The organism is Paractinoplanes ovalisporus, from assembly GCF_016834655.1.
GTDB classification, from domain to species: Bacteria; Actinomycetota; Actinomycetes; order Mycobacteriales; family Micromonosporaceae; genus Actinoplanes; species Actinoplanes ovalisporus.
In genome coordinates this window covers 47,589-67,109 of record NZ_JAENHP010000014.1, presented here as the reverse complement: position 1 = coordinate 67,109, position 19,521 = coordinate 47,589, and the positions used below count along the sequence as shown (strand labels likewise).

Sequence of the window (19,521 nt, the reverse complement as noted above, 5' to 3'; positions counted from 1 at the left end):
CAAGACGTGTCTTCGGAGTTGCCCGCAAGGCCCCGCGGCGTCAGTCCAGGCTCACCGTCACCTTGACCCGGGTGCGTCCGTCGCGTCGCGCCACCGCATGCCCCGTCTGCTTCCGGCCGTCCAGTTCCAGCGTCAGCGGCCCGCCCTGGCCTGCAAAATTACGCCACCATTTCTTGGCGTCCGGAAATTGCACCACAATGGCGACCGTCCCGCCTTTCCGCTTGTACGCCACCGGTGTGCTGAACTCCTTCCCGGAGCGCCGCCCGGTGTAGCTGACGATCGTCAGATGCCTGCTCGCTGCCGGTCCGAACCGCGGCGAATCGCGCAGCGAGAGCGCGCAGGAATTGAACCCGTCAACCAATTTCTGGAACCTCATACCGACCACGCTAACAGCGTCCGAGCGCGATGCCATAAACTGATAGGAATGAGCATCCCGACCTCTCACTCCCGCCCCGCCGAAGGGCTCCGCGGCGACGCTCAGGACAATCGCGACCGCATTGTCGCCGCCGCCCGCGGCCTCTATGCCGAACGCGGTCCCGAGGTCTCGATGCCCTCGATCGCGCGGCGGGCCGGCGTCGGCGTGGCCACCGTCTATCGCCGCTTCCCGACAAAGGAGGCGCTGCTCGCGGAGGCCTTCACCGCCGAGTTCCGGGTGTGCGCGGCCACCGTCGACGACGCCCTGGCCGACCCCGACCCGTGGCGCGGATTCTGCCTCTTTCTCGAAAAGGTGTGCCTGATGCACACCGAGAACAGGGCGTTCGGCGCCGCCTTCACCGGCGGCCTGTCCGCGGAACGCACCCGGGCCGTGGACGGTTTCGCCGAACTGGTCCGCCGCGCCCAGGCCGCAGGCACCCTGCGCCCCGACTTCGTCCCCGGCGACCTGGCCGTCATAGTCCTGGCCGTCGGCGGCATCGCGGCCGGCCCGAGCGAGTTCGCCCCGGCCGCGGCCCGCCGCCTGCTCGGCTACCTCCTCACGGCGTTCCGCGTGACGGGCCCACTGCCCCCGCCGTCACCCTTGACCATCGACGACCTGCTGAACGGCCGGTAGCCCACCCCGCGCTTTTCCACGCAGCCAGCGCTGCCCCGCGCCTTCCCGCGCTTATCCGTGCCGCCCGCGTCTGCCCGTGCGCGCCCCGCCTTCCGCGCTGCCGCTCAGCGTCCGGTAGCGCCGTCGATCTGCTCGCGCAGGATGTCGGCGTGGCCCGCGTGGCGTGCCGTCTCCTCGATCATGTGGACCAGCGTCCAGCGCATCGTGCGGCCCGGCCGCGGGGCCGGCTCGGTCAGGTCGGTGCACGCGTCGATGACCTCGTTCGACTCGCGGACCGCCTCCCGGTAGTCGGCCACCAACTGCTCGACGGTCTCCTTGCGGGTCGGCTGAAACGTACGGCGCATCGAGGTGATCGGCCGGCCGAGGAAGTAGAAGCGCTCCACGTACGTCAGGTGTTTGACCAGGCCCAGCAGATTGGTGCCGGAGGAGACGCCGGGCTCCCGGACAGCGGGCTCCTCGACCCCCGACGCCTTGGTGATGATCGCTTCGCGCAGATAGTCGAGGAAGCCCCGCAGAGTCGCCTTCTCGTCGTCCGGGGTCGCGGGCGGGCCGGCGTCCTTGGCGCGGCGGGCCTTCCGTCCGGTCGGAGCCGCAGCTCGGTCGGTGTTCTTCACGCGGCGGGCCGTCCGGTCGGTCGGGGCGGTGTCCCTCATGCGGCGGCCCTCCGGATCGCGAGCACGTTGTCGGTGACCGTGGCCGACTGCCCGCCCGGCCCGGTCGCCTTCCGCTGCGGCATGTCGGCCCGCACCACGCTCCACTCCTCGGGGCTCAGATCAAGTTCCGCGGCCACCTCGTACGGGGTCGGGAAGCGCGTGTCCGGGTCCTGGTTCCACGACCAGGGCGCGGTCGATCCGTGGTCGACCACCAGCAGCAGGCCGCCGGGGCGCAGTGACCGTGCGGCGGTGCGCAGCACCCGGGCCCGGTCCAGCGGGAGCGGCGTGTGGAAGTACTGCGCGGAGACCAGGTCGAAGCTGCCCTCCGGGAAGCTCTCGGCCAGGTCGTGCTGCGCGGTGGTCACCGGCAGGCCCTCGTCACGGGCGGCGGCCCGCACCCCCTCGACGGCGGTGGGGGAGACGTCGACGGCGGTGACCTGCCAGCCCTGCCGGGCCAACCAGAGGGCGTCGCCACCCCCGCCGCAGCCCAGGTCCAGGGCCGCGCCCGGGGTCAACCCGCCGGCCGTCTCGACCAGCAGCGGGTTGGCGCGGCCGCCCCACGTACGTCGCTTGCCGTAATGCTTCTCCCAGAACGTCTCCGCAGTCATGCCACCAGCATCACCGCCGCCGTTCCAGACTTGCAAGAAAAGTTGCGGATCCGCATGATGGGCCGATGGGAACCGTGGAACAGGACGTCCTGGCCGGGGTCGGTCCCCGCCTGCACGAGCTCCGCAAGGCCCGCGGCGTCACGCTGGCCGATTTGGCCGCCGAGACCGGTCTGACCGCCAGCACGCTGTCGCGCCTCGAGAACGGCAAGCTCCGGCCGACCCTGGAACAGCTGCTGCCGCTGGCCCGGGCGCACGGGGTGCCGCTCGACGACCTGGTCGCGGCCCCGCCCACCGGCGATCCGCGCATCCACCTGAAGCCGATCCGGCGGCACGGCCTCACGATCGTGCCGCTGACCCGGCGGGCCGGCGGCGTCCAGGCGTACAAGGTGATCTACCCGCCGGCCGGGCGCTCGCCCACGACGAAGCTGCAGACCCACGACGGGTACGAATGGTTCTACGTGCTCAACGGCCACATCCGCTTCCAGCTCGGCGAGCGCGAGTTCCAGCTGGGCCCGGGCGAGGCCGCCGAGTTCGACACCCGCACCCCGCACTGGATCGGCAGCGCCGACGCCCAGCCGGCCGAGCTGCTGACCTTGTTCGGCGCCCAGGGCGAGCGCGCCCACCTGTCCCCCGGCCACGAGTGACAAACCGCTGATCGGCGGCGTGCGGACGGAAGCTCGGGCGCCGCGTGGGCGGGAGTTCCGGCGGTGCGCGGGTGGGAGCTCGGGTGACGCGTGGGTGGGTGTGACGCACCCTGAACGGCGGCCCGGCGCGCACCTAGCTTGGGTTCATGAGCGAATACAAGCGCTGGACAGCCGGGGTGCGACGCCAGGTCGGCCTCGCGGTGCTCCTCTTCGCGGCGGGCGCACTCGCGGCCTGCCGCACAGCTCCGGAGCCCGGATCCGAGCCCGCCGACGCGAGTTCCGCGGCCTCACATCCGTACGTCGGAATGTGGGTCACCGCCGACAACCACATCCGCCAGGAGTTGTTGCCGGGCGGGCGCTACGACGAGGCCCGCGGCTCGCGGGCCAGCGCCTACACCGGCCGCTACGAGGTGCGGGGCGCCCACATCGACTACTGGGACGACTCCGGCTTCACCGCCGACGGCCGCTTCGAAGGCGACGTCCTGCACCACGGCGGCTACCTGTTCTATCGCGAGGGCAGCGAAGCCCACCGTCGCGCCGCCCGCTGAACCCGCCTCATCGGCGCGGGCTGTCGCTCACCGGAAGTCCAGGTAGGGCGCGAGCAGCGCCATCGTGGCGGCGGCGTTGCGGGCCGCCAGGTCGTGATGGGAGTGGGTCTTGTGCTCGTCGGCAGTGTCCGAGATGCCGCGGACCGGCAACCAGCCCACCGGATGGCCGGCCCGCAGCGCGGTCTCGTGGAAAGCCTGGGCCACGCCCGCGGCCTCGGTCTCGACGGCCATGACCTTCTCGTTGACGTCGCGCAGCCAATGTCGGATCTCGGACCGCGCGTCGGTCACCACCGCGTTGCCCGAGCCGATCGGTCCCCGGTGGATGCCGAAACCGCGGGCCGGCCGGTCGCGGAAGAACTCGTTGAGGCGGTGCGTGACGGCCGCGCTGACCACCTGCGTCTGGCCTCGGCGGCGGGTTCCCTCCGCGGTCTCCCGGCGGGCGTCGTACGAGATCACGCTGTCGCCCAGCACCACGTCGCCCACCTGGACCTTCGGGTTCACCCCGCCCGCGATGCCGACCAGCAGCACCGTGGCCGGGTGGTAGGCGTCGATCAGCCCCCGGCAGGCCAGCGCGGCCGAGTCGGTGCCGCGGGTCAGCGTCTGCACGGCGGCGATCCGCAGCGGGCGTCCGTCGTGGCCGGGCAGGCAGGCCTCGTACGCCATGGGCCCGTCGGCCAGACGCCGCGTGCGACAGCCGTCCAGGTTCCTCAGCACCTCGACCACCGCCCGGATCTCCTCGTCGATGACGGTCAGCACTCCGATATCGGCCCGGCGCGTGTCCGGCTCGTCCATATCCGGCTCGCCCACGGTGATCGGCGCGTGGAACGAGTTGGTGCCGCCGAGGTTGTTGAACCCGCCGCTGATCCGGATCACGAGCGACCCGCCTGCACGGTCACGCTGCCGTTGTAGGTGTTCGTCCCGCCGAAGTTGTTGTGGCCGCCGGTGACGTTCAGGATCGACGCCGCCCGCGCCCGGTACTCGACGGTGTCCACGCCGCTGTCCTCCAGGAAGTCGAGGACCGCGGCCAGCACCCGCCGTTCGATCAGGTGGCGGTAGCGGTCGACGTCCTGCATCTGGGTCAGGTTGCGCAACCCGTCCTCGAGATAGCGCCCGTTGCGCAGCACGAGTTCGGTTCCCATTTCCCGTACGGAATATCGGGCGCCGTAATCGAATCCGCGGGACAGCGTCGCCGCCCCCGCGACCTGACCTGACCCGATCACCAGGTCGGCCACCGCCCGCCCGATGGTCAGCGGCGCCCGCGCGATGATGCTCGGCGTCTCGATCACACTGCGCCCGAGCGCCTGGAGCCACGCGACCGGCTCGGTGGCCTCGGCCGTGTCGACGACGCGGTACTGCTCGGCGCACGGCGGGAGAGCCGTGGTCGTCATCTCGAGATACAGAGACCTTCCCTGTACGGCGATGTGGACGTACACGGTCGTGACCAGTTGCCCGCCCCAGCCGAACACCTGGCAGGTCAGGTAGTGCCGGGCCGGGGTCGTCGGGTGCTGGACGACCGCCGCCGTCACCTCGGGCGAGGTGTCCGGGCTGAGCTCGCCGACCTCGGTGCCGGCCAGGCAGATCCGGTCCTCGACGCTGAGCCCGGCGATCTCCTCCTCGGCCCGGTGACCGGGCAGGACCGCGGTCAGGTGATCCCGTACGTACGAAATGATCTCGTGGGCCTGGAACGGCGGCTGCTCGAACTCGCGCTGCAGCTCGGTCGGCCCCGCCTCGGCGTGCAGGCCGTGGAGGGGCGACTCGGGCCGCACCAGCCGCAGGGCGATCCCCTCGGTGGAGACAACCGGTCCGGAGCCCACGTACGGGCGGTAGCCGCTGTAGACGGCGGTGTTGCCGCGCTGCTGACGGCCGACCTCGTCGAGGCGCTCGGTGCGGTGCGGCATGCGCAGCGGCGAGCCCGGGACCAGCCGGGAGAGCTCGTTCTGGCGCCAGATCGCGTGCGCCACCGGCCACAGGAACACGATCAGGATGAGGAACACGACGCCGGTCTCGCTGGACGACGTTGACGGGTATCCGTCGGCGTAGGAGTAGGCGCTGGGCGTGTTCCGCAACTGGCCCACGGCCAGCATGAACACGACCATGACCAGCCCCCAGCCGACGCTCATCAGGATCACCCGCGGGATCAGCGTCTGCCGGTCGATCGGCACGCCGGCCCGCAGGTCGCGCAGGGCGTCCCGGACCAGCCGGTAGGTCGACACCGTGACCTGCAGTCCGACCACCGCCGCGAGGGTGCCGACGCACACCGGCGTTGAGATGAAGGCGGCCGTCACGAGGGTCAGCAGGAGGACGGCGCCCCGGACCAGGGCGCCGTTGCGGGCCCGCAGGCAGTGCGACAGCACCGGCACCAGGTCGAAGCCGAACGAGGGTGCGACCAGCCGCTTGGCCTGGTAGTAGACGTACCGCAGGCTGCGGGTGCGGAACGACTCGTCGAGGTAGGCGGCCGCGCACAGGTGCCGGGTCGCGGTGGTCGGGTCCTGCGGATAGGGATTGGGCATGTCGTACGTCCGGCGTGAGCCGGCGCGCTGAACGGGCGCGACCATGGTGGAGCTCCTGTATCTGTTCACGGTTGGAGTCGTCGGGCCGTGCAGAGGTTGAGCAGGGAGTCGCCGGAATATCCCGGGAAATGGTTCGAGCACCAGCCGAGAACGTCGTTCTTTTCGTCGAATCCGGCGATCGCGAACGTGATGTAGAGCGGCTGCCCGCGATAGAGCTGTCGTTTCCCGAAGGTGGTGCTCTTCAGCAGAACGATCTGGGCATCATCGAATTGCGGATCCGCACGGAGTCGCTGATGCTCCAGCAGGATGTCGGTGGCCCGGAAAGTGTGCGTGCCGTCGGCGGCCAGCTGCAGCGGATCCTTGATGCCGGGCGTCTTGGAGGCCAGCTGGGCGACGTACTGCCCGGTCATCTGGGTCGCCGTGAGGTCCTGCGCGCTGATCCGCTCGAGCTCGGCGAGCGCCGCCGCCTCGGGTTCCGGCTCCGGATAGGGTTCGTCCGTCGTCGGTCCCGGAACCGGGTCCTGCTGGGCGGGGAGCGCAGGAGCTGAGGCGATCGCCGGCGGCGTCTCGGTTTGCTGCGCCCAGGCGACCGCGCCCGCTCCGGCTCCCGCGGCCACCACGGCCGAGGCGATGACCGCCACGATCGGCCACCGGTGCCCCCGGGACGCCGGGCGTGCGGGCGGCGTCTCCGAGACGATCCACGGCGGAGGAGCGGACGGCGGACGGAATTCGTTCACCGGATCAGGGTCGTTCATTTTCCGCGGTTTCCGATCGGACAAAGGAATGGAGAATTGCGCCCCGAAAGATGCCGGGCTCTTGGCGGAAAGCGTAGAGCCGGCATAATCGGAGCGCAGCGTCCGTTCCGGAGAAACCGCGCGGGACGATCGTCGGAAGGGTGACGCCCGAATGGCGGGCGGTTCCGGCTATTGCCCGGTCGAGTGTGCCTTCACCAGCCAGCAGGCGGCGGTGAAACGTACTTCCGGCCCATGGACGAACGGCGCGAAGGCCGGCCGCACGGTGTCGATGACCCGTTCCCGCGTCGCGTCGTCCACTCCCGGCAGGGCCAGCCCCACCGGCCCGAGCCGCGTGAAATAGCCGACCAGATCCTCTTCCCCGAAGGCGCAGGTGACGTCGATCGGCTCGATGCTGATCCCGGTCCAGCCGGCCTCGGCCAGGATCCCGTGCACCTTGTCGCGATCGGCGAAGCCGAACTGCCCCGGCCCGTCCGGCCGCCGTGGTGGCATGTCCGGCAGCAGGTGCCCGGCCGCCCGCTCGGCCGCGGTCATGAACGGGTTCTCCTCGATGTCGCGCCACGCCACGAACACCAGCGAGGCGTCGTCGGTGGCCCCGCCGCGCAGATTCCCGAAGGCCCGCACCGGATCGTCGAAGAACATGACCCCGAACCGCGACATGACAGCGTCGAACTCACCGGCCGCCCATGCGTGCTCCTGCACGTCGGCCCGGAGAAACGTCGCCGCCCCGCCCCGGGCCCGAGCCGCCGCCACCATCGGCTCGGAGATGTCCACCCCACAGCACCGGCTGCCTTCCCCCAGCCGCGCCGCCACGGCCACGGTCGTCGCCCCCGTGCCGCACCCCACGTCCAGAACGCTCCGGGGCCGCCGCGCACTGACCGCCTCAACGAGCAACTCCTCGAGCGGCCGGTACATCGCATCCATCAGCGCCTGCGTCTGAACCCAGGCCTGCCCGGAGGCGCCGTTCCACCGAGCGGCGCCCCCGTAACCGGTACTGCTTGTGTCGCCCATCGGGACAGTGTGACTTAGGAGAGCAGCTCCCACTCGGCCATCTGGGTGGCGGTGGCGCCGTGGTTGGCGGTTATCTGCAAGCGGTAGCGGGAGTAGGCCGTCGTGTTGGGGATGACGAACGCGCGGGTCTGGCGGCGGTCGGCGAAGTCCAGGTTGGTGCGGGTGTCGACCGTCGTCCAGGTGGTGCCGTCGTTCGAGCCCTGCAACGTCCAGCTCTTCGGGTCGCGTTCGGGGGCGTCCTCGGCCGACGTGAGGGTGTACTGCTTGACGGCCGTGGCGGTGGCCAGGCGGGATTCCAGGGTGGCGGTGCCGGCGAACGTCAGCCACTTCGTCAGCGACGTGTCGTCGGCCAGCTTGGCGGCGGTCTCGTTGGGCGGGTTCTCGCCGCTGGCCGTGACCGTGCTGCCGGTGACCCGGTCGGCCAGCGGCCGGGGCGTTGCGCTGCCGCTGGTGATCGACGGGGGCACGTCGTTGGCGCCGGTGCCCCACGAGGACGGGTTGGGGCCCATCACGAAGCTCAACGTTCCGCCCGCCTGCAGGTCGGCGTGCGTGATGTAGTTCTTCGTGTACGCGACCCCGTTGAGGGTGGCGCTCTGGATGTAGCGGTTGGTGTCGCTCACGCCCGGCGCCGAGACCGTGAACGAGCGGCCGTTCTCCAGGCTGACCGTGGCCGACGGGTGCAGGGGCGCGCCGATCGTGTAGTCGGTGCTGCCCATGCGAGCCGGGTAGAAGCCGAGCGCGCTGAACACGTACCAGGCCGACATCTGCCCGTTGTCCTCGTCACCGAGGTATCCGCCGCCGTTGCCGGCCCCCGAGCCGTACAGCTTGGTCAGCACGTCCCGCACCCGGGTCTGGGTCTTCGACGGCGTGCCGGCGTAGTTGTACATGTAGAGCATGTGGTGGATCGGCTCGTTGGGGTGCGCGTACTGGCCCATGTTGGTGTCGTAGGCCTCGCGCATCTCGTGGATGACACCGCCGTACGAGCCGGGCAGGTAGTCGCGGGAGGCGGCGAAGACCGAGTCGATTTTCGCCGACAGCTGCGCCCGTCCGCCGTACAGGTTGGCCATGCCCTGCGGGTCCTGCGGCGCCGGGGTGGCGTAGTGCCAGGGCGCGCCCTCGGTGAACTCGTAGCCCCACTCGTTGGGCTTGAAGGCGGAATCGGCCGTACGCCAGGAGCCGTTGGACTGCTTGCCGCGGAAGAACCCGGTCGACGCCGAGTACAGGTTCGCGTAGTCCAGGGCCCGGTTCTCGAAGTAGGCGGCGTCCTCGGTGAAGCCGAGCGCCCTACCCAGTTGAGCGATGCCGAAGTTGTTGTTCGCGTCCTCGAGCGTCCACGAGGCCGATTCCCCGCGTACGTCGGTGGGGACGTACCGCTTGAACGTGGAGACCTCGATCCCCTTGCGCCCACGTGAGCCCGACGACGAGTACACGGCCGCGTTCTTCACCATGGACGCGTAGGCCGCCCGGTAGTCGAAGTTGCGCACGCCCTTCATGTACGCGTCGGCGAACGCCAGATCCTGGTTCGTGCCCACCATGATGTCGATGTAGCCGGGGCCGGACCAGCGTGGTGTCCAGCCCCCGTTCTTGTAGGCGTTGACAAAACCGTCGAGCATTTCCCCCGTACGGGTCGGGGACAGCAACGTGTAGAGCGGCCACACCGCCCGGGCCGTGTCCCAGAAGCCGTTGTTGACGTACATCTGCCCGTCGTGCACCTGGTTGTCGTACGGGCTGAAATAGCGCCGCACCCCGTTCACCGTCTCGGACATGTTGTTCGGGTACATGAAGGCCCGGTACATGTTCGAGTAGAAGGTCACCAGGCGGTCGGTCGAGGCCCCCTCCAGGCGCACCTTGCCGAGCGTGGTGTCCCACAGGGCGGCGGCCTCCTCCCGTACGGTGTCGAAGCTCTTGGCCCCGACCTCCTGCGACAGGTTGGCGGTGGCCTGCGCGACGCTGATGTACGAGGTGGCCATCTTCAGCGTGACCTGCTCGTTGGCCGTGGTGGCGAAGCGGATCCAGCTCGTGACGCCCTGCCCGCTCACACTTCCGGTGGCGGCGATGGCCTTGTCGACGGTGGCCGAGAAGTACAGGCGCGGGCCCTTGTGGTCGAGGTAGCCGGTGATCGTACGGGCGCTCTGGTTGACGCTGATCGAGCCGCCGACCTTGTCGATGGTGTCGAAGACGATGACCGACTCGCTGGCCGCCGGGTATTGGAACCGCATCACGCCGGCGTGGTCGGTGGGCGACATCTCGGCGGTGATTCCGTACGTGTCGAGCCTGGTCTTGTAGTAATGCGCCTTGGCCACCTCGTTGCTGTGGCTGAACGTCGACTTGCGGGCGTCCGGCGTGGTCTTGATCGAGCCGGTCATCGGCATGACCTGGAGCTGGCCGTAGTCACCGATCCAGGGGCTGGGTTCGTGGCTGACGCTGAAGCCCTGAACGGTGGTCGAGTTGTACTGGTAGAGCCAGCCGTCGCTGTTGCCGTTGGTGACCGGTGTCCAGAAGTTGAAGCCGTTGGGCACGGTCGCGCCCGGGAACGTGTTGCCGCGCGAGTAGCTGACGTCCGAATTGGAGCCGCGCCGCGTGTCGACCAGGTCGGACAGGCGGGTGGCGGGGGCGTCGGCGGTGATGGCCAGGTCGTCGAGGTAGCCGCGGAACGTGCCCGTGTTGGCCGGCTGGTCATAGCCGATGAGGATCCGGTCGACGGTCTTCCCGGCCGCCCACTGCCCGATCGACGAGGTCACGTAGTTCCAGCGGTCAAAACCAAGAACAGACCCGTTTCCCTGGTACGAGGGATGAAGCCGGACGCCGTTCTGATCCACCGCGCCGGAGTCGCGAAGGCGGCTCCCGTCGGTGAACACCAGATCGACCGCGACGTCGAGGTGGCCGCCGGACTGCGGATACAGCCAGTACGACAGCGTGGTCGCCGAGGTCACCGGGATGTCCACGTCGTAGAGGCGGTTGTACGAGTACGACGTGGTGGTGCTCGTGTCGTTGCCCGAGTACATCAGCGCCGCGGTGCCGGTGTGGGCGGTCTCGTTGCGGGGAGCGCTCTCCATGGCGGTCAGCGAGCAGCAGTAGCCGGTGACGCCGGAGCTGCTTTCGACGCTGTTCTGCCACGTGGGCGCGGGATCGCCGGCCTCGAAGCCGGTCGTGAAGTCTCCGGCCGCGGCGGCCGCGGGCGCTGAGGTCACTGCGACGCCGAGGCCGGCGGTCAGCAGCAGGGTGGCGAGCCAGGTGGTGTGTCTGCGCATGGTGCGACCTGCCGTTCGCGGGGGGATGTGGGGGAGGCGCGCGACGGATCTTCGTGACAACGTTGTCAAGTTTCGCGATAGTAAACACGCCCATCGGAAGCCGTCAATGAGTAGTCATAGACAGCCTCCGATCGTCCACTTTCGTCGCCGGGACCTTTACTTTCATCGATGTGAGTCATAAGTTGCTCATATCAGACCGAAGTTTTGATTCTCCCGAGAAAAGTCCGTAACAGACGCACGGCAGGCGGGTGGCGGCCCGGGTCGGGCGTGGCGGTGCCGTGGCCTCGGCCTCCGGCCCGCGTCGTGGGCCGTCTTGATCGCCCGCGCGAGGGGTCCGCCCCGACCGTGGGACGTTCCGAACCGTCTGCGAGTGGTCCCCGATCCGTTCCCGGTGGCTCCGATGGGCTCCGGTCGCGGAGGCAGTCCTCGACGGTGGGGCGGCCCGGGCGGCGCTCCGCGGGCACCTCTTCCGACACGTGGGCGTCCCGGTTCGTGGCCGGTGACGCGGGAGGACGCGCATGAGAAATGACAACGTTGTCAGCCGACTCGGGCGGTGGTGGGGCCGGGGCGCGGACCGGCGCTCGGCCGCCGCTTCCGCCGCTTCTACCGCTTTCGCCGGTGAGGCGACGGCGCCCGCTTCGATGCCGGATGCGGCGCTCAGCTCCGCGGGCGCCGTCTCTGCGGGCGGCGCCTTTGCGGGCAGCCTGGATTCCGCGGGTGGCGGTGAGCCTGTCATCGGGCGGCGCGGGGCGGTCGAGTCCGGCGGCGGGGCCGAGCAGGTCCGGCGGCGCTCGCTGCTCGCCGCGGCCGGCGTTCTCGGGCTGACCGGCGGCGCGGTCACGGTCGCGACGACGACCAGCAGCGGGCCGGCCAAGGCGGCCGAGGGCGTCACCAAGAAGATCACGATGTACGCGGTGGCGCTGCCCGGCAACCAGTTCGGCTACGGCCTGACCCCCGAGACCGCGACCATCCCCGGCCCGGTGCTCGAGATGTACGAGGGGGACACCCTCGAGATCACCCTGGTCAACACGACCAACCAGCGGCTCTCCATCCACCCGCACGGGGTCGACTACAGCACCGACTCCGACGGGGCGCCGTTCAACAACTCGTTCAACGCCCCCGGCGAGACCCGCAAGTACGTGTGGCGCTCGCACGAGATGACCGCCACCAGCGGCCGGCGGTTCACGCCGGGCAGCGCCGGCTACTGGCACTACCACGACCACGCGATGGGCACCGACCACGGCACGGCCGGGCTGATCAAGGGCCTGTACGGCGCGCTGATCGTCCGGCGGCGCGGCGACATCCTGCCCGACAAGCAGTTCACGGTCGTGTTCAACGACATGCAGATCAACAACAAGGTCGCCCCCAACACGCCGATGTTCGAGGCGAACCTGGGCCAGCGCGTCGAGTGGATCGCGATCGGCCACGGCAACTTCTTCCACACGTTCCACGTGCACGCCCACCGCTGGGCGGACAACCGTACGGGATATCTCGAAGGCCCGTCCGACCCCAGCCCGGTGGTCGACAACAAGGACCTCAACCCCGGCAACTCGTTCGGCTTCCAGGTCGTGGCCGGCGAGGCGGTGGGCCCCGGCGCGTGGATGTACCACTGCCATGTCCAGTCGCACTCCGACACCGGTATGGCCGGGATCTTCCTGGTGCGCAACGCCGACGGCACGATGCCGCCGGGCGCGCAGGAGGCGATCGACCGGTTCAACGGCCACCAGCACGCGGCGGCGGCAGCGGCCAAGGCAGGGGCCCAGTCGCAGGCAAACGCAGGGGCGGCCCAGTCGCAGGCAACCGCCGGCGCGGCTCAGTCGCCCACGACCGCAGGCACGGCTCAAACGCACGTCCACGGAGGGACAGGCCAATGAGGCTAAGACGCTACAGGGACCCGTCAGAGAAGCCCGGAGTTATCCACAATTCCCGGTTGTCCACAGCCCCCCAAGCGAAGATCGCCAACCCCGACGACAATGGACTGAGGGGGCGCCCCCTGGGGAGGGTGGGCCCCCTGCGGAGATCGTTGATCTTGGGGTTGACCTCGATCTTGGCGTTCGGTGTGGCTCCGGCCGCCCAGTCGGCCGCGGCCGAGCCGTCCCAGCCCACCTCGGCTCCCACCGACCCGGCCCAGCCCGGCGGCACCGCCAAACTCGCCGCGGCCGCCGCCGCCACCGCCGAACCCGGCGTGCTCGTCTTCTCGGGCGCTGCCGCCGGCCAGCAGGACCCGGTGGCCAAGGCGACCCAGACCATCAAGGAGCTCGGCGCCGCTCAGGGCCTCAAAGTCACGTCCAGCACCGATCCCGCCGTCTTCAGCGCGAGCGGCCTCGCCCCGTACCGGGCCGTCGTCTTCCTCTCGGCCGACGGCGTGACGCTCACCGGCGTACAGGAAACCGCTCTGAAAGGCTTTGTCAACGCGGGCGGCGGGTTCCTCGGCATCGGTGACGCGGCCCGGGCCCAGCTCGACTCGACGTGGTTCACCGGCCTGATCGGCACGCGGCCGGCCGGCGCGATCCCGGTCGCCCACCCCGTCTCGGCGGTCACCGCGAGCGGCGAGAACCCGCCGAACGAGACCGCGGTCAAGCTCATCGACGGCGACGCCAACACCAAGTGGCTGGTGCGCACGCCGACCGGGTGGGCGCGTTTCGAGCTGGCGGCGCCGGCGCGGATCACCGCGTACGCGTTGACGTCGGCCAACGACTCGTCGGGGCGTGACCCGAAGGACTGGAAGCTGCAGGGCTCCTCGGACGGGCAGACCTGGACCGACGTGGACGGGCGCGCAGGGCAGACGTTCCCGGACCGTTTCCAGATCCGCCGGTTCGAGGTGGCGACCCCGGGCGACTACAAGTTCTACCGCCTGAACATCACCGCCAACAGCGGCGAGCCCCTGACCCAGCTGGCCGATCTGCGGCTGTTCACGGGTACGACCGAGACCCCGGCCCCGCCCGCGGTGGCCCGCTCGGTGGTCGACATCCTCGACCGGCAGCACCCGGCCACCGCCGGCCTGCCGCTGACCGTGACGCGTGAGGACCGTTGGTACAACTGGGATCCGAACCCGGTCGGGCAGGTGCACACCCTGGCCCAGGTCGAGGAGCGGCACTACAACCCGGGGCTGGGCGCGAACGGCCCGTTCCACGCGATCTCCTGGTGCCGTGACTACGACGGCGGCCGGTCCTTCTACACCGGGATGGGTCACACCGAGGGCTCGTACTCGGAGGAGGCGTTCCGCAAGCACCTGACCGGCGCGCTCGGCTGGACCAGCGGCATCACGCGCGGGGACTGCCAGGCCACGATCGCCTCGAACTACAAGGTGGAGAAGCTGACCGCGGCCAACCAGACCGGCCAGCTCGACCAGATCGGTGAGCCGCACGGGCTGACCATCGCCCCCGACGGCACGGTCTTCTACGTCGGCAAGGCGGCCTGCCCGAGCGGGCCGATCGTCCCGTGGACCGACCCCAACGTGGGCCTGGGCTGCGGCACGATCCACTCCTACAACCCGGCCACCAAGCAGGTGAAGCTGCTGACCACCCTGCCCGTCATGGGCAACCGGGGCAGCGGCGACGAGTTGCAGAAGAACGAGGAGGGCCTGCTCGGCATCGTGCCCGACCCGGCCTTCGCCACCAACGGCTATCTGTACGTCTATTGGATGCCGCACGCCTCGATCGACCGCGAGAAGCGCATCGGGCAGCGGACCGTCTCCCGCTTCACGTACGACAAAGCGGCCCAGACGATCGACCAGGGCACCCGCAAGGACCTGCTGAACTGGCCGGTGCAGATCCACAGCTGCTGCCACGCCGGTGGTGGCATGGCGTTCGACAAGCAGGGCAACCTGTACGTCGGCTCCGGTGACAGCAACTCGTCCCAGGGCTCGGACGGCTACTCCGGCAACAACTGGACGGCCGAGTACGCGGGCACCTCGTTCCAGGACGCACGCCGTACGGCCGGAAACACCAACGACCTCAACGGCAAGATCATCCGGATCCACCCGGAGGCGGACGGCACCTACACGATCCCGTCGGGCAACCTGTTCCCGCCGGGGACGGAGAAGACCCGCCCGGAGATCTACGTGATGGGTGTCCGCAACATCGCCCGCCTGCAGGTCGACGAGAAGAAGCAGTGGCTGACCGCGGGCTGGGTCGGACCGGACGCCGGCTCGCCGAGCCCGGAGCTGGGCCCGGCCAAGTACGAGACCGCCACGATCATCACCGAGGCCGGCAACCACGGATGGCCCTACTGCATGGGCAACCGGCAGCCCTACCGCGACCGCAGCAACACCGACGCCAAGGTGCTGACCGGTTGGTACGACTGCAACGCTCCGAAGAACGAGTCGCCGCGCAACACCGGCCTGACCGACCTGCCGCCGATCAAGGACAACATGATCTGGTACTCGCCGGACGGCGGCGGCCCGGTCTTCCCGAAGCGGGAAGGCAGCGACATCCCGACCTACAAGGCCGCCGACGCGACCTACACCCAGCCGTACCTGCGGGGTGGCGGCCAGGCCGTCATGTCGGGCCCGACCTACCACCGTGATCTGGTCGACCCCGCGTCGAAGGTGGCGTGGCCGTCGTACTGGAACGACAAGTGGCTCATCGGCGACCAGTCGAACGCGGCCAACCGGGTCGCCGTCACGGTCACCGAGCCGGGCAAGCCGCCGGCGTTCGGGGAGTCGCTGCGGGCCATCATCCCGGCCGGTGGCGGCGCCAACCAGCTGCAGTCGTGGATGGACGCCAAGTTCGGCCCGGACGGCGCGCTCTACATGCTCGACTACGCGGGTGGCTTCTTCAGCTTGCACGCCAACCAGAAGCTGATCCGGGTCACCTACCAGGGTGGGGCGCCGACGCCGGTGCCGGCCGCGACCTCGGTGGCGGTGCAGAACAAGCCGCTGACGGTGGCGTTCAACGGTTCCCGCTCGGGCGGTCTGTCGTACAAGTGGACGTTCGGCGACGGCGGCACTTCGACCGAGGCCAACCCCGTGCACACGTACGCCAAGGTCGGCAAGTACACGGCGACGCTGGTGGTGACCTACGCGGGTGGCACGACGTCAACCGTGACGACCGAAGTCACCGTGGGCTGCGTTGTGGCCGACCCTTCGACCACCGTACGGCTTGACGATGTCGACACCGGGGTTCCGAACCGGGTCGTCGGCGAGGGCTGCACGATCGACGACCTGATTGACGACGAGAGCACGTGGTCGACGCACGACGCCTTCGTCCGGCACGTCAACGCGGTCGCCGCCTCGCTCAAGAAGGACGGCAAGCTGAACGACCGGGAGGCCGGCACGCTCACCCGCCTGGCCGCCTCCTCGAAGATCGGCACCGAGGGCCACACCGGCTACGTCTCGATCTACAACGGCACGCCGGAGTCGCTGCAGGACTGGGCGCAGGCACCGACCGGGCAGTTCACGATCCAGCCGGACGGGTCGCTGCGGCCCAGCGGCGGGCTCGGAATGCTCTACTACACCAAGCCGTTCAAGGACTTCTCGCTGACGCTGCAGTTCCGGGATGTCGCACCCGGCGACGCCCGCGGCAACAGCGGAGTCTTCACCCGGTTCCCCGACCCCCGGATCCCGCTCGAGGAGCGGCCCGCGGGCAGCTGCGGGACCGTCGGCTCGGCCCGTACCTCCCAGGCCTGGGTAGCCATCTACTGCGGCCACGAGGTGCAGATCTACGACGGTGAGACCGGTGAGGTGCAGAAGACCGGCTCGATCTACAACTTCGACCCGAACCCCATCGCGGCCGCCCGTCCCACGGCGAAGAACGTGTGGAACTCCTACGAGATCAGGGTCGTCGGCCAGCACTACACGATCATCCGGAACGGGGTCGTCATCAACGAGTTCGACAACACGCCCGGCAAGCAGTCCTCGCGGGCCGGTGACCCGCCGACCGATCAGCGGCAGTTCCTGGAAGGGCTGATCGGCCTGCAGAACCACAGCGACACCGACCTGGTCGACTTCCGCGACATCCGGGTGCGTGCGCTGTGAGACGAGTGGCTGGATTGTTCGTCGCTCTGCTCCTGCTCGTCGGCGGCCTCGCGTCGCCGGCGCGGGCGGCGCAGACCCTGACGTGGACCGCCGACGACGGCATCACCGCCTACAAGTCGGCGCCCACCTCGGCGTCGGCCGGCGAGACCACCATCGTGTTCGAGAACAGCGCGGCCACCGGCAACACGACCGGGATGCCGCACACGCTGACCTTCGACACGTCGACCGAGGGCTACAACCACGACGTCAACCTCAACATCCTGGCCAACCCGTTCGACGCCAACAACGGGCGGCACGAGGCCACGGTGACGCTGACCCCGGGACGGTACCGGTTCTTCTGCTCCATCCCGGGGCACAGCACGATGGTCGGCGAGCTCGTCGTCACCGACGGGCCCGGTCCCGATCCCGACACCACGCCGCCCACGGTGACCGCCACGGCGGCGGGCACCCAGGACGGTGACGGCAACTACGTCGGTACGGCCACCGTGACGGTGAACGCAACTGACAACAGCGGCGGCTCGGGGGTCAAAACCGTCGAGTACTCGCTCGACAACGCGGCGTTCCAGGCCTACACGGCTCCGGTCGCGGTGACGGCGGTCGGTTCGCACACGTTCCGCTCGCGGGCCACGGACAATTCGGGCAACGTGTCGGCCATCGGCTCGCTGTCGTTCACGGTGGTCGAGCCGGCGCCGGACGAGGACACCACTCCGCCGACCGTGAACCACACGCTGGCCGGTACGCAGGACGACGACGGCAACTACGTCGGGTCGGCCACGGCGACGCTGACCGCCACGGACGACGACTCCGGGGTGGACCGCATCGAGTACTCGCTCGACGGGGCGGCCTTCACGGCGTACTCCGCTCCGGTGGTCGTCTCCACGGCCGGGATGCACATGCTGCACTACCGGGCCACCGACAAGGCCGGCAACACCTCGGCCGAGAAGATGGCGCACTTCACGGTGGTGCCCGCGGAGGAGCCGGACACCACGCCACCGACCGTGGTGGCCGAGGTCGACGGCGAGCAGAACGAGAACGGTGCGTACGTGGGGCGGGCGACCGTCACGGTGACGGCGAACGACGTCGACTCCGAGGTGGCGTCGATCCAGTACGCACTCGACTCGGGCGCCTGGCTCGCCTATACGGCACCGGTTGTGGTGACCGGGCTCGGCGCTCACACCGTACGGGCGCGGGCGACGGACACGGCGGGCAACGCGTCACCCGAGAAGACGGTCACGTTCACCGTGGTCGGCTCGGGCTCGGACGCCTGCGAGGTCCCCGACACCCGCGCGACGGTGGTCATCGACGGCGACGACACCGGGATTCCGAACGTGGACACCGGTGACGGCTGCACGATCAACGACCTGATCGACGAGTACGCCTCGTACCCCACCCACGCCGCGTTCGTGCGGCACGTCGAGACCGTCACGGCCGCGCTGGTCGCCGGCGGCACCCTCACCAAACGGCAGCAGGGCACGATCGTCCGCGCGGCCGCCCGTTCGGACATCGGCTCCTTCGCTCGATGAGAGGCAACCAAATCATGCGTAAGCGCTTTGCTGTCTTCGCCGCCGCCGGTCTGCTGGCCGGCCTGATCCCCGCCCTGCCGGCTACGGCCGCGCTGGTCACCCACTGCATCGGCACCGGCGGCCCGGTCACCGTGCCGAACGACCTGCTCGTCCCGGCCAACGAGTCGTGCTCGCTGACCGGCACCATCGTCACCGGCAACATCACCGTGCAGGCCGGGGCCAACCTGGTCGTCTCCGGCGGCAAGTTCGCGGGCGAGGTGCGGGTGGCCGGCAACGGCTATCTCGACGCGTCCACGACCACCATCGACGGCCCGGTCATCCTGGCCGCGGGCGGCTACGGCGTGTTCCTCAAGGACGCGTCGAGCGGCACGGTCACCGTACGGGCCAAGGGCACCACGACGATCGACAGCTTCCTGTTCGTCGAGAACAGCACGATCGCCGGCAACGTCACCGCCCAGGCCGGCGAGGTCCGGCTCGACCAGAACACGCAGGTCACGGGCAGCGTCAACAGCACCGGCTCGTACTACACGGACGTGCACGACTCGTTCGTCGACGGCACGCTCTCGGTGCTCAACAGCGCCACCGGCAGCGTCATCTGCGGCAGCTCCGTACGGGGTAAGGCCACCTTCGCCGGCAACCTGGGCGGGGTGCAGCTCGGCCCGAACGGCCCGCTCGACAGCTGCGCGTCCGGCGGCTTCTTCGGCAAGGACGTCAGCGTCACCAGCACCACCGGCGGCGTGACGGTCGACGACAACATCATCGACGGCGCCCTGACGGCCACCGGCAACAACCCGGCCGCCCAGATCGCCCCCAACAACCGCATCCGCAAGGGCGTCGTCACCGACGGCGCGGCGGCCGCGGCCCGCTCGGCCGCCCGCCCCGCGGCCCCGAGGCAGGACGACTCCGCCAAGGCCGAGGAGCGCCGCACCGACGCGGTGCAGGAGGCCACGGCGGCGGGTCCCGCCGACCTCTGACATCCCTTCCACCAGCCGGCCC

Annotated in this window: 15 protein-coding genes; 7 read left to right on the top strand and 8 right to left on the bottom strand. The window is 69.9% G+C overall.

Annotated features, from left to right (window positions below):
* Window positions 1-40 precede the first annotated feature (40 nt).
* Window positions 41-376, bottom strand: a complete 336-nt coding sequence (locus JIG36_RS32800; RefSeq protein WP_236048647.1) for a PNPOx family protein — start codon at window positions 374-376, stop codon at window positions 41-43.
* Window positions 377-424: 48 nt separating this feature from the next.
* Between JIG36_RS32800 and JIG36_RS32795 the strand changes: the two genes are divergently transcribed.
* Window positions 425-1,048, top strand: coding sequence for a TetR/AcrR family transcriptional regulator (locus tag JIG36_RS32795; protein WP_203380292.1), 624 nt, complete (start codon window positions 425-427; stop codon window positions 1,046-1,048).
* A 104-nt stretch (window positions 1,049-1,152) separates the two neighbouring features.
* Here JIG36_RS32795 and JIG36_RS32790 read toward each other — a convergent pair whose 3' ends face one another.
* Window positions 1,153-1,701, bottom strand: a complete 549-nt coding sequence (locus JIG36_RS32790; protein WP_203380291.1) for a DinB family protein — start codon at window positions 1,699-1,701, stop codon at window positions 1,153-1,155.
* The gene (locus tag JIG36_RS32785; RefSeq protein ID WP_203380290.1) at window positions 1,698-2,309 is read right to left on the bottom strand and encodes a class I SAM-dependent methyltransferase; all 612 of its coding nucleotides are present in this window, start codon (window positions 2,307-2,309) and stop codon (window positions 1,698-1,700) included. Before JIG36_RS32785 ends, JIG36_RS32790 begins: the two co-directional genes overlap by 4 nt.
* A 65-nt stretch (window positions 2,310-2,374) precedes the next feature.
* On the opposite strand from JIG36_RS32785, the gene JIG36_RS32780 reads away from it, so the two are divergent.
* Window positions 2,375-2,953: a helix-turn-helix domain-containing protein gene (locus JIG36_RS32780; RefSeq protein ID WP_203380289.1), complete on the top strand. Its 579-nt coding sequence runs from the start codon at window positions 2,375-2,377 to the stop codon at window positions 2,951-2,953.
* 146 nt (window positions 2,954-3,099) lie between these two features.
* Window positions 3,100-3,501 carry an Atu4866 domain-containing protein gene (locus JIG36_RS52485; protein ID WP_236048646.1) on the top strand — a complete coding sequence of 134 codons (402 nt, stop codon included), beginning with the start codon at window positions 3,100-3,102 and terminating at the stop codon, window positions 3,499-3,501.
* Between the two features lie 27 nt (window positions 3,502-3,528).
* On the opposite strand, the gene JIG36_RS32770 is transcribed toward JIG36_RS52485, so the two are convergent.
* From JIG36_RS32770 to JIG36_RS32750, 5 genes are all read right to left on the bottom strand, one after another.
* A complete protein-coding gene (locus tag JIG36_RS32770) occupies window positions 3,529-4,374 on the bottom strand; it encodes a 5'-methylthioadenosine/S-adenosylhomocysteine nucleosidase family protein (RefSeq protein ID WP_203380288.1) in 846 nt (281 codons plus the stop codon).
* Window positions 4,371-6,056, bottom strand: a complete 1,686-nt coding sequence (locus JIG36_RS32765; RefSeq protein WP_203380287.1) for an AbeC-like domain-containing protein — start codon at window positions 6,054-6,056, stop codon at window positions 4,371-4,373. The genes JIG36_RS32770 and JIG36_RS32765 overlap by 4 nt, the downstream gene beginning before the upstream one ends.
* A 20-nt stretch (window positions 6,057-6,076) precedes the next feature.
* Complete coding sequence (locus tag JIG36_RS32760; protein WP_203380286.1) at window positions 6,077-6,748, bottom strand: hypothetical protein; 672 nt, start codon at window positions 6,746-6,748, stop codon at window positions 6,077-6,079.
* 186 nt (window positions 6,749-6,934) lie between these two features.
* Entirely contained in the window at window positions 6,935-7,774 is an 840-nt protein-coding gene (locus tag JIG36_RS32755; protein WP_203380285.1) for a class I SAM-dependent methyltransferase, read from the bottom strand.
* A 14-nt stretch (window positions 7,775-7,788) separates the two neighbouring features.
* Window positions 7,789-11,025, bottom strand: coding sequence for a GH92 family glycosyl hydrolase (locus tag JIG36_RS32750; RefSeq protein WP_203380284.1), 3,237 nt, complete (start codon window positions 11,023-11,025; stop codon window positions 7,789-7,791).
* 518 nt (window positions 11,026-11,543) lie between these two features.
* On the opposite strand from JIG36_RS32750, the gene JIG36_RS32745 reads away from it, so the two are divergent.
* From JIG36_RS32745 to JIG36_RS32730, 4 genes are all read left to right on the top strand, one after another.
* Complete coding sequence (locus JIG36_RS32745; RefSeq protein ID WP_236048645.1) at window positions 11,544-12,899, top strand: multicopper oxidase domain-containing protein; 1,356 nt, start codon at window positions 11,544-11,546, stop codon at window positions 12,897-12,899.
* Window positions 12,900-13,060: 161 nt separating this feature from the next.
* Complete coding sequence (locus JIG36_RS32740; RefSeq protein WP_236048644.1) at window positions 13,061-17,002, top strand: ThuA domain-containing protein; 3,942 nt, start codon at window positions 13,061-13,063, stop codon at window positions 17,000-17,002.
* A gap of 14 nt (window positions 17,003-17,016) precedes the next feature.
* Window positions 17,017-18,525, top strand: a complete 1,509-nt coding sequence (locus JIG36_RS32735; RefSeq protein ID WP_236048664.1) for an OmpL47-type beta-barrel domain-containing protein — start codon at window positions 17,017-17,019, stop codon at window positions 18,523-18,525.
* Window positions 18,526-18,539: 14 nt separating this feature from the next.
* A complete protein-coding gene (locus tag JIG36_RS32730) occupies window positions 18,540-19,499 on the top strand; it encodes a hypothetical protein (protein WP_203380281.1) in 960 nt (319 codons plus the stop codon).
* Window positions 19,500-19,521: the final 22 nt, after the last annotated feature.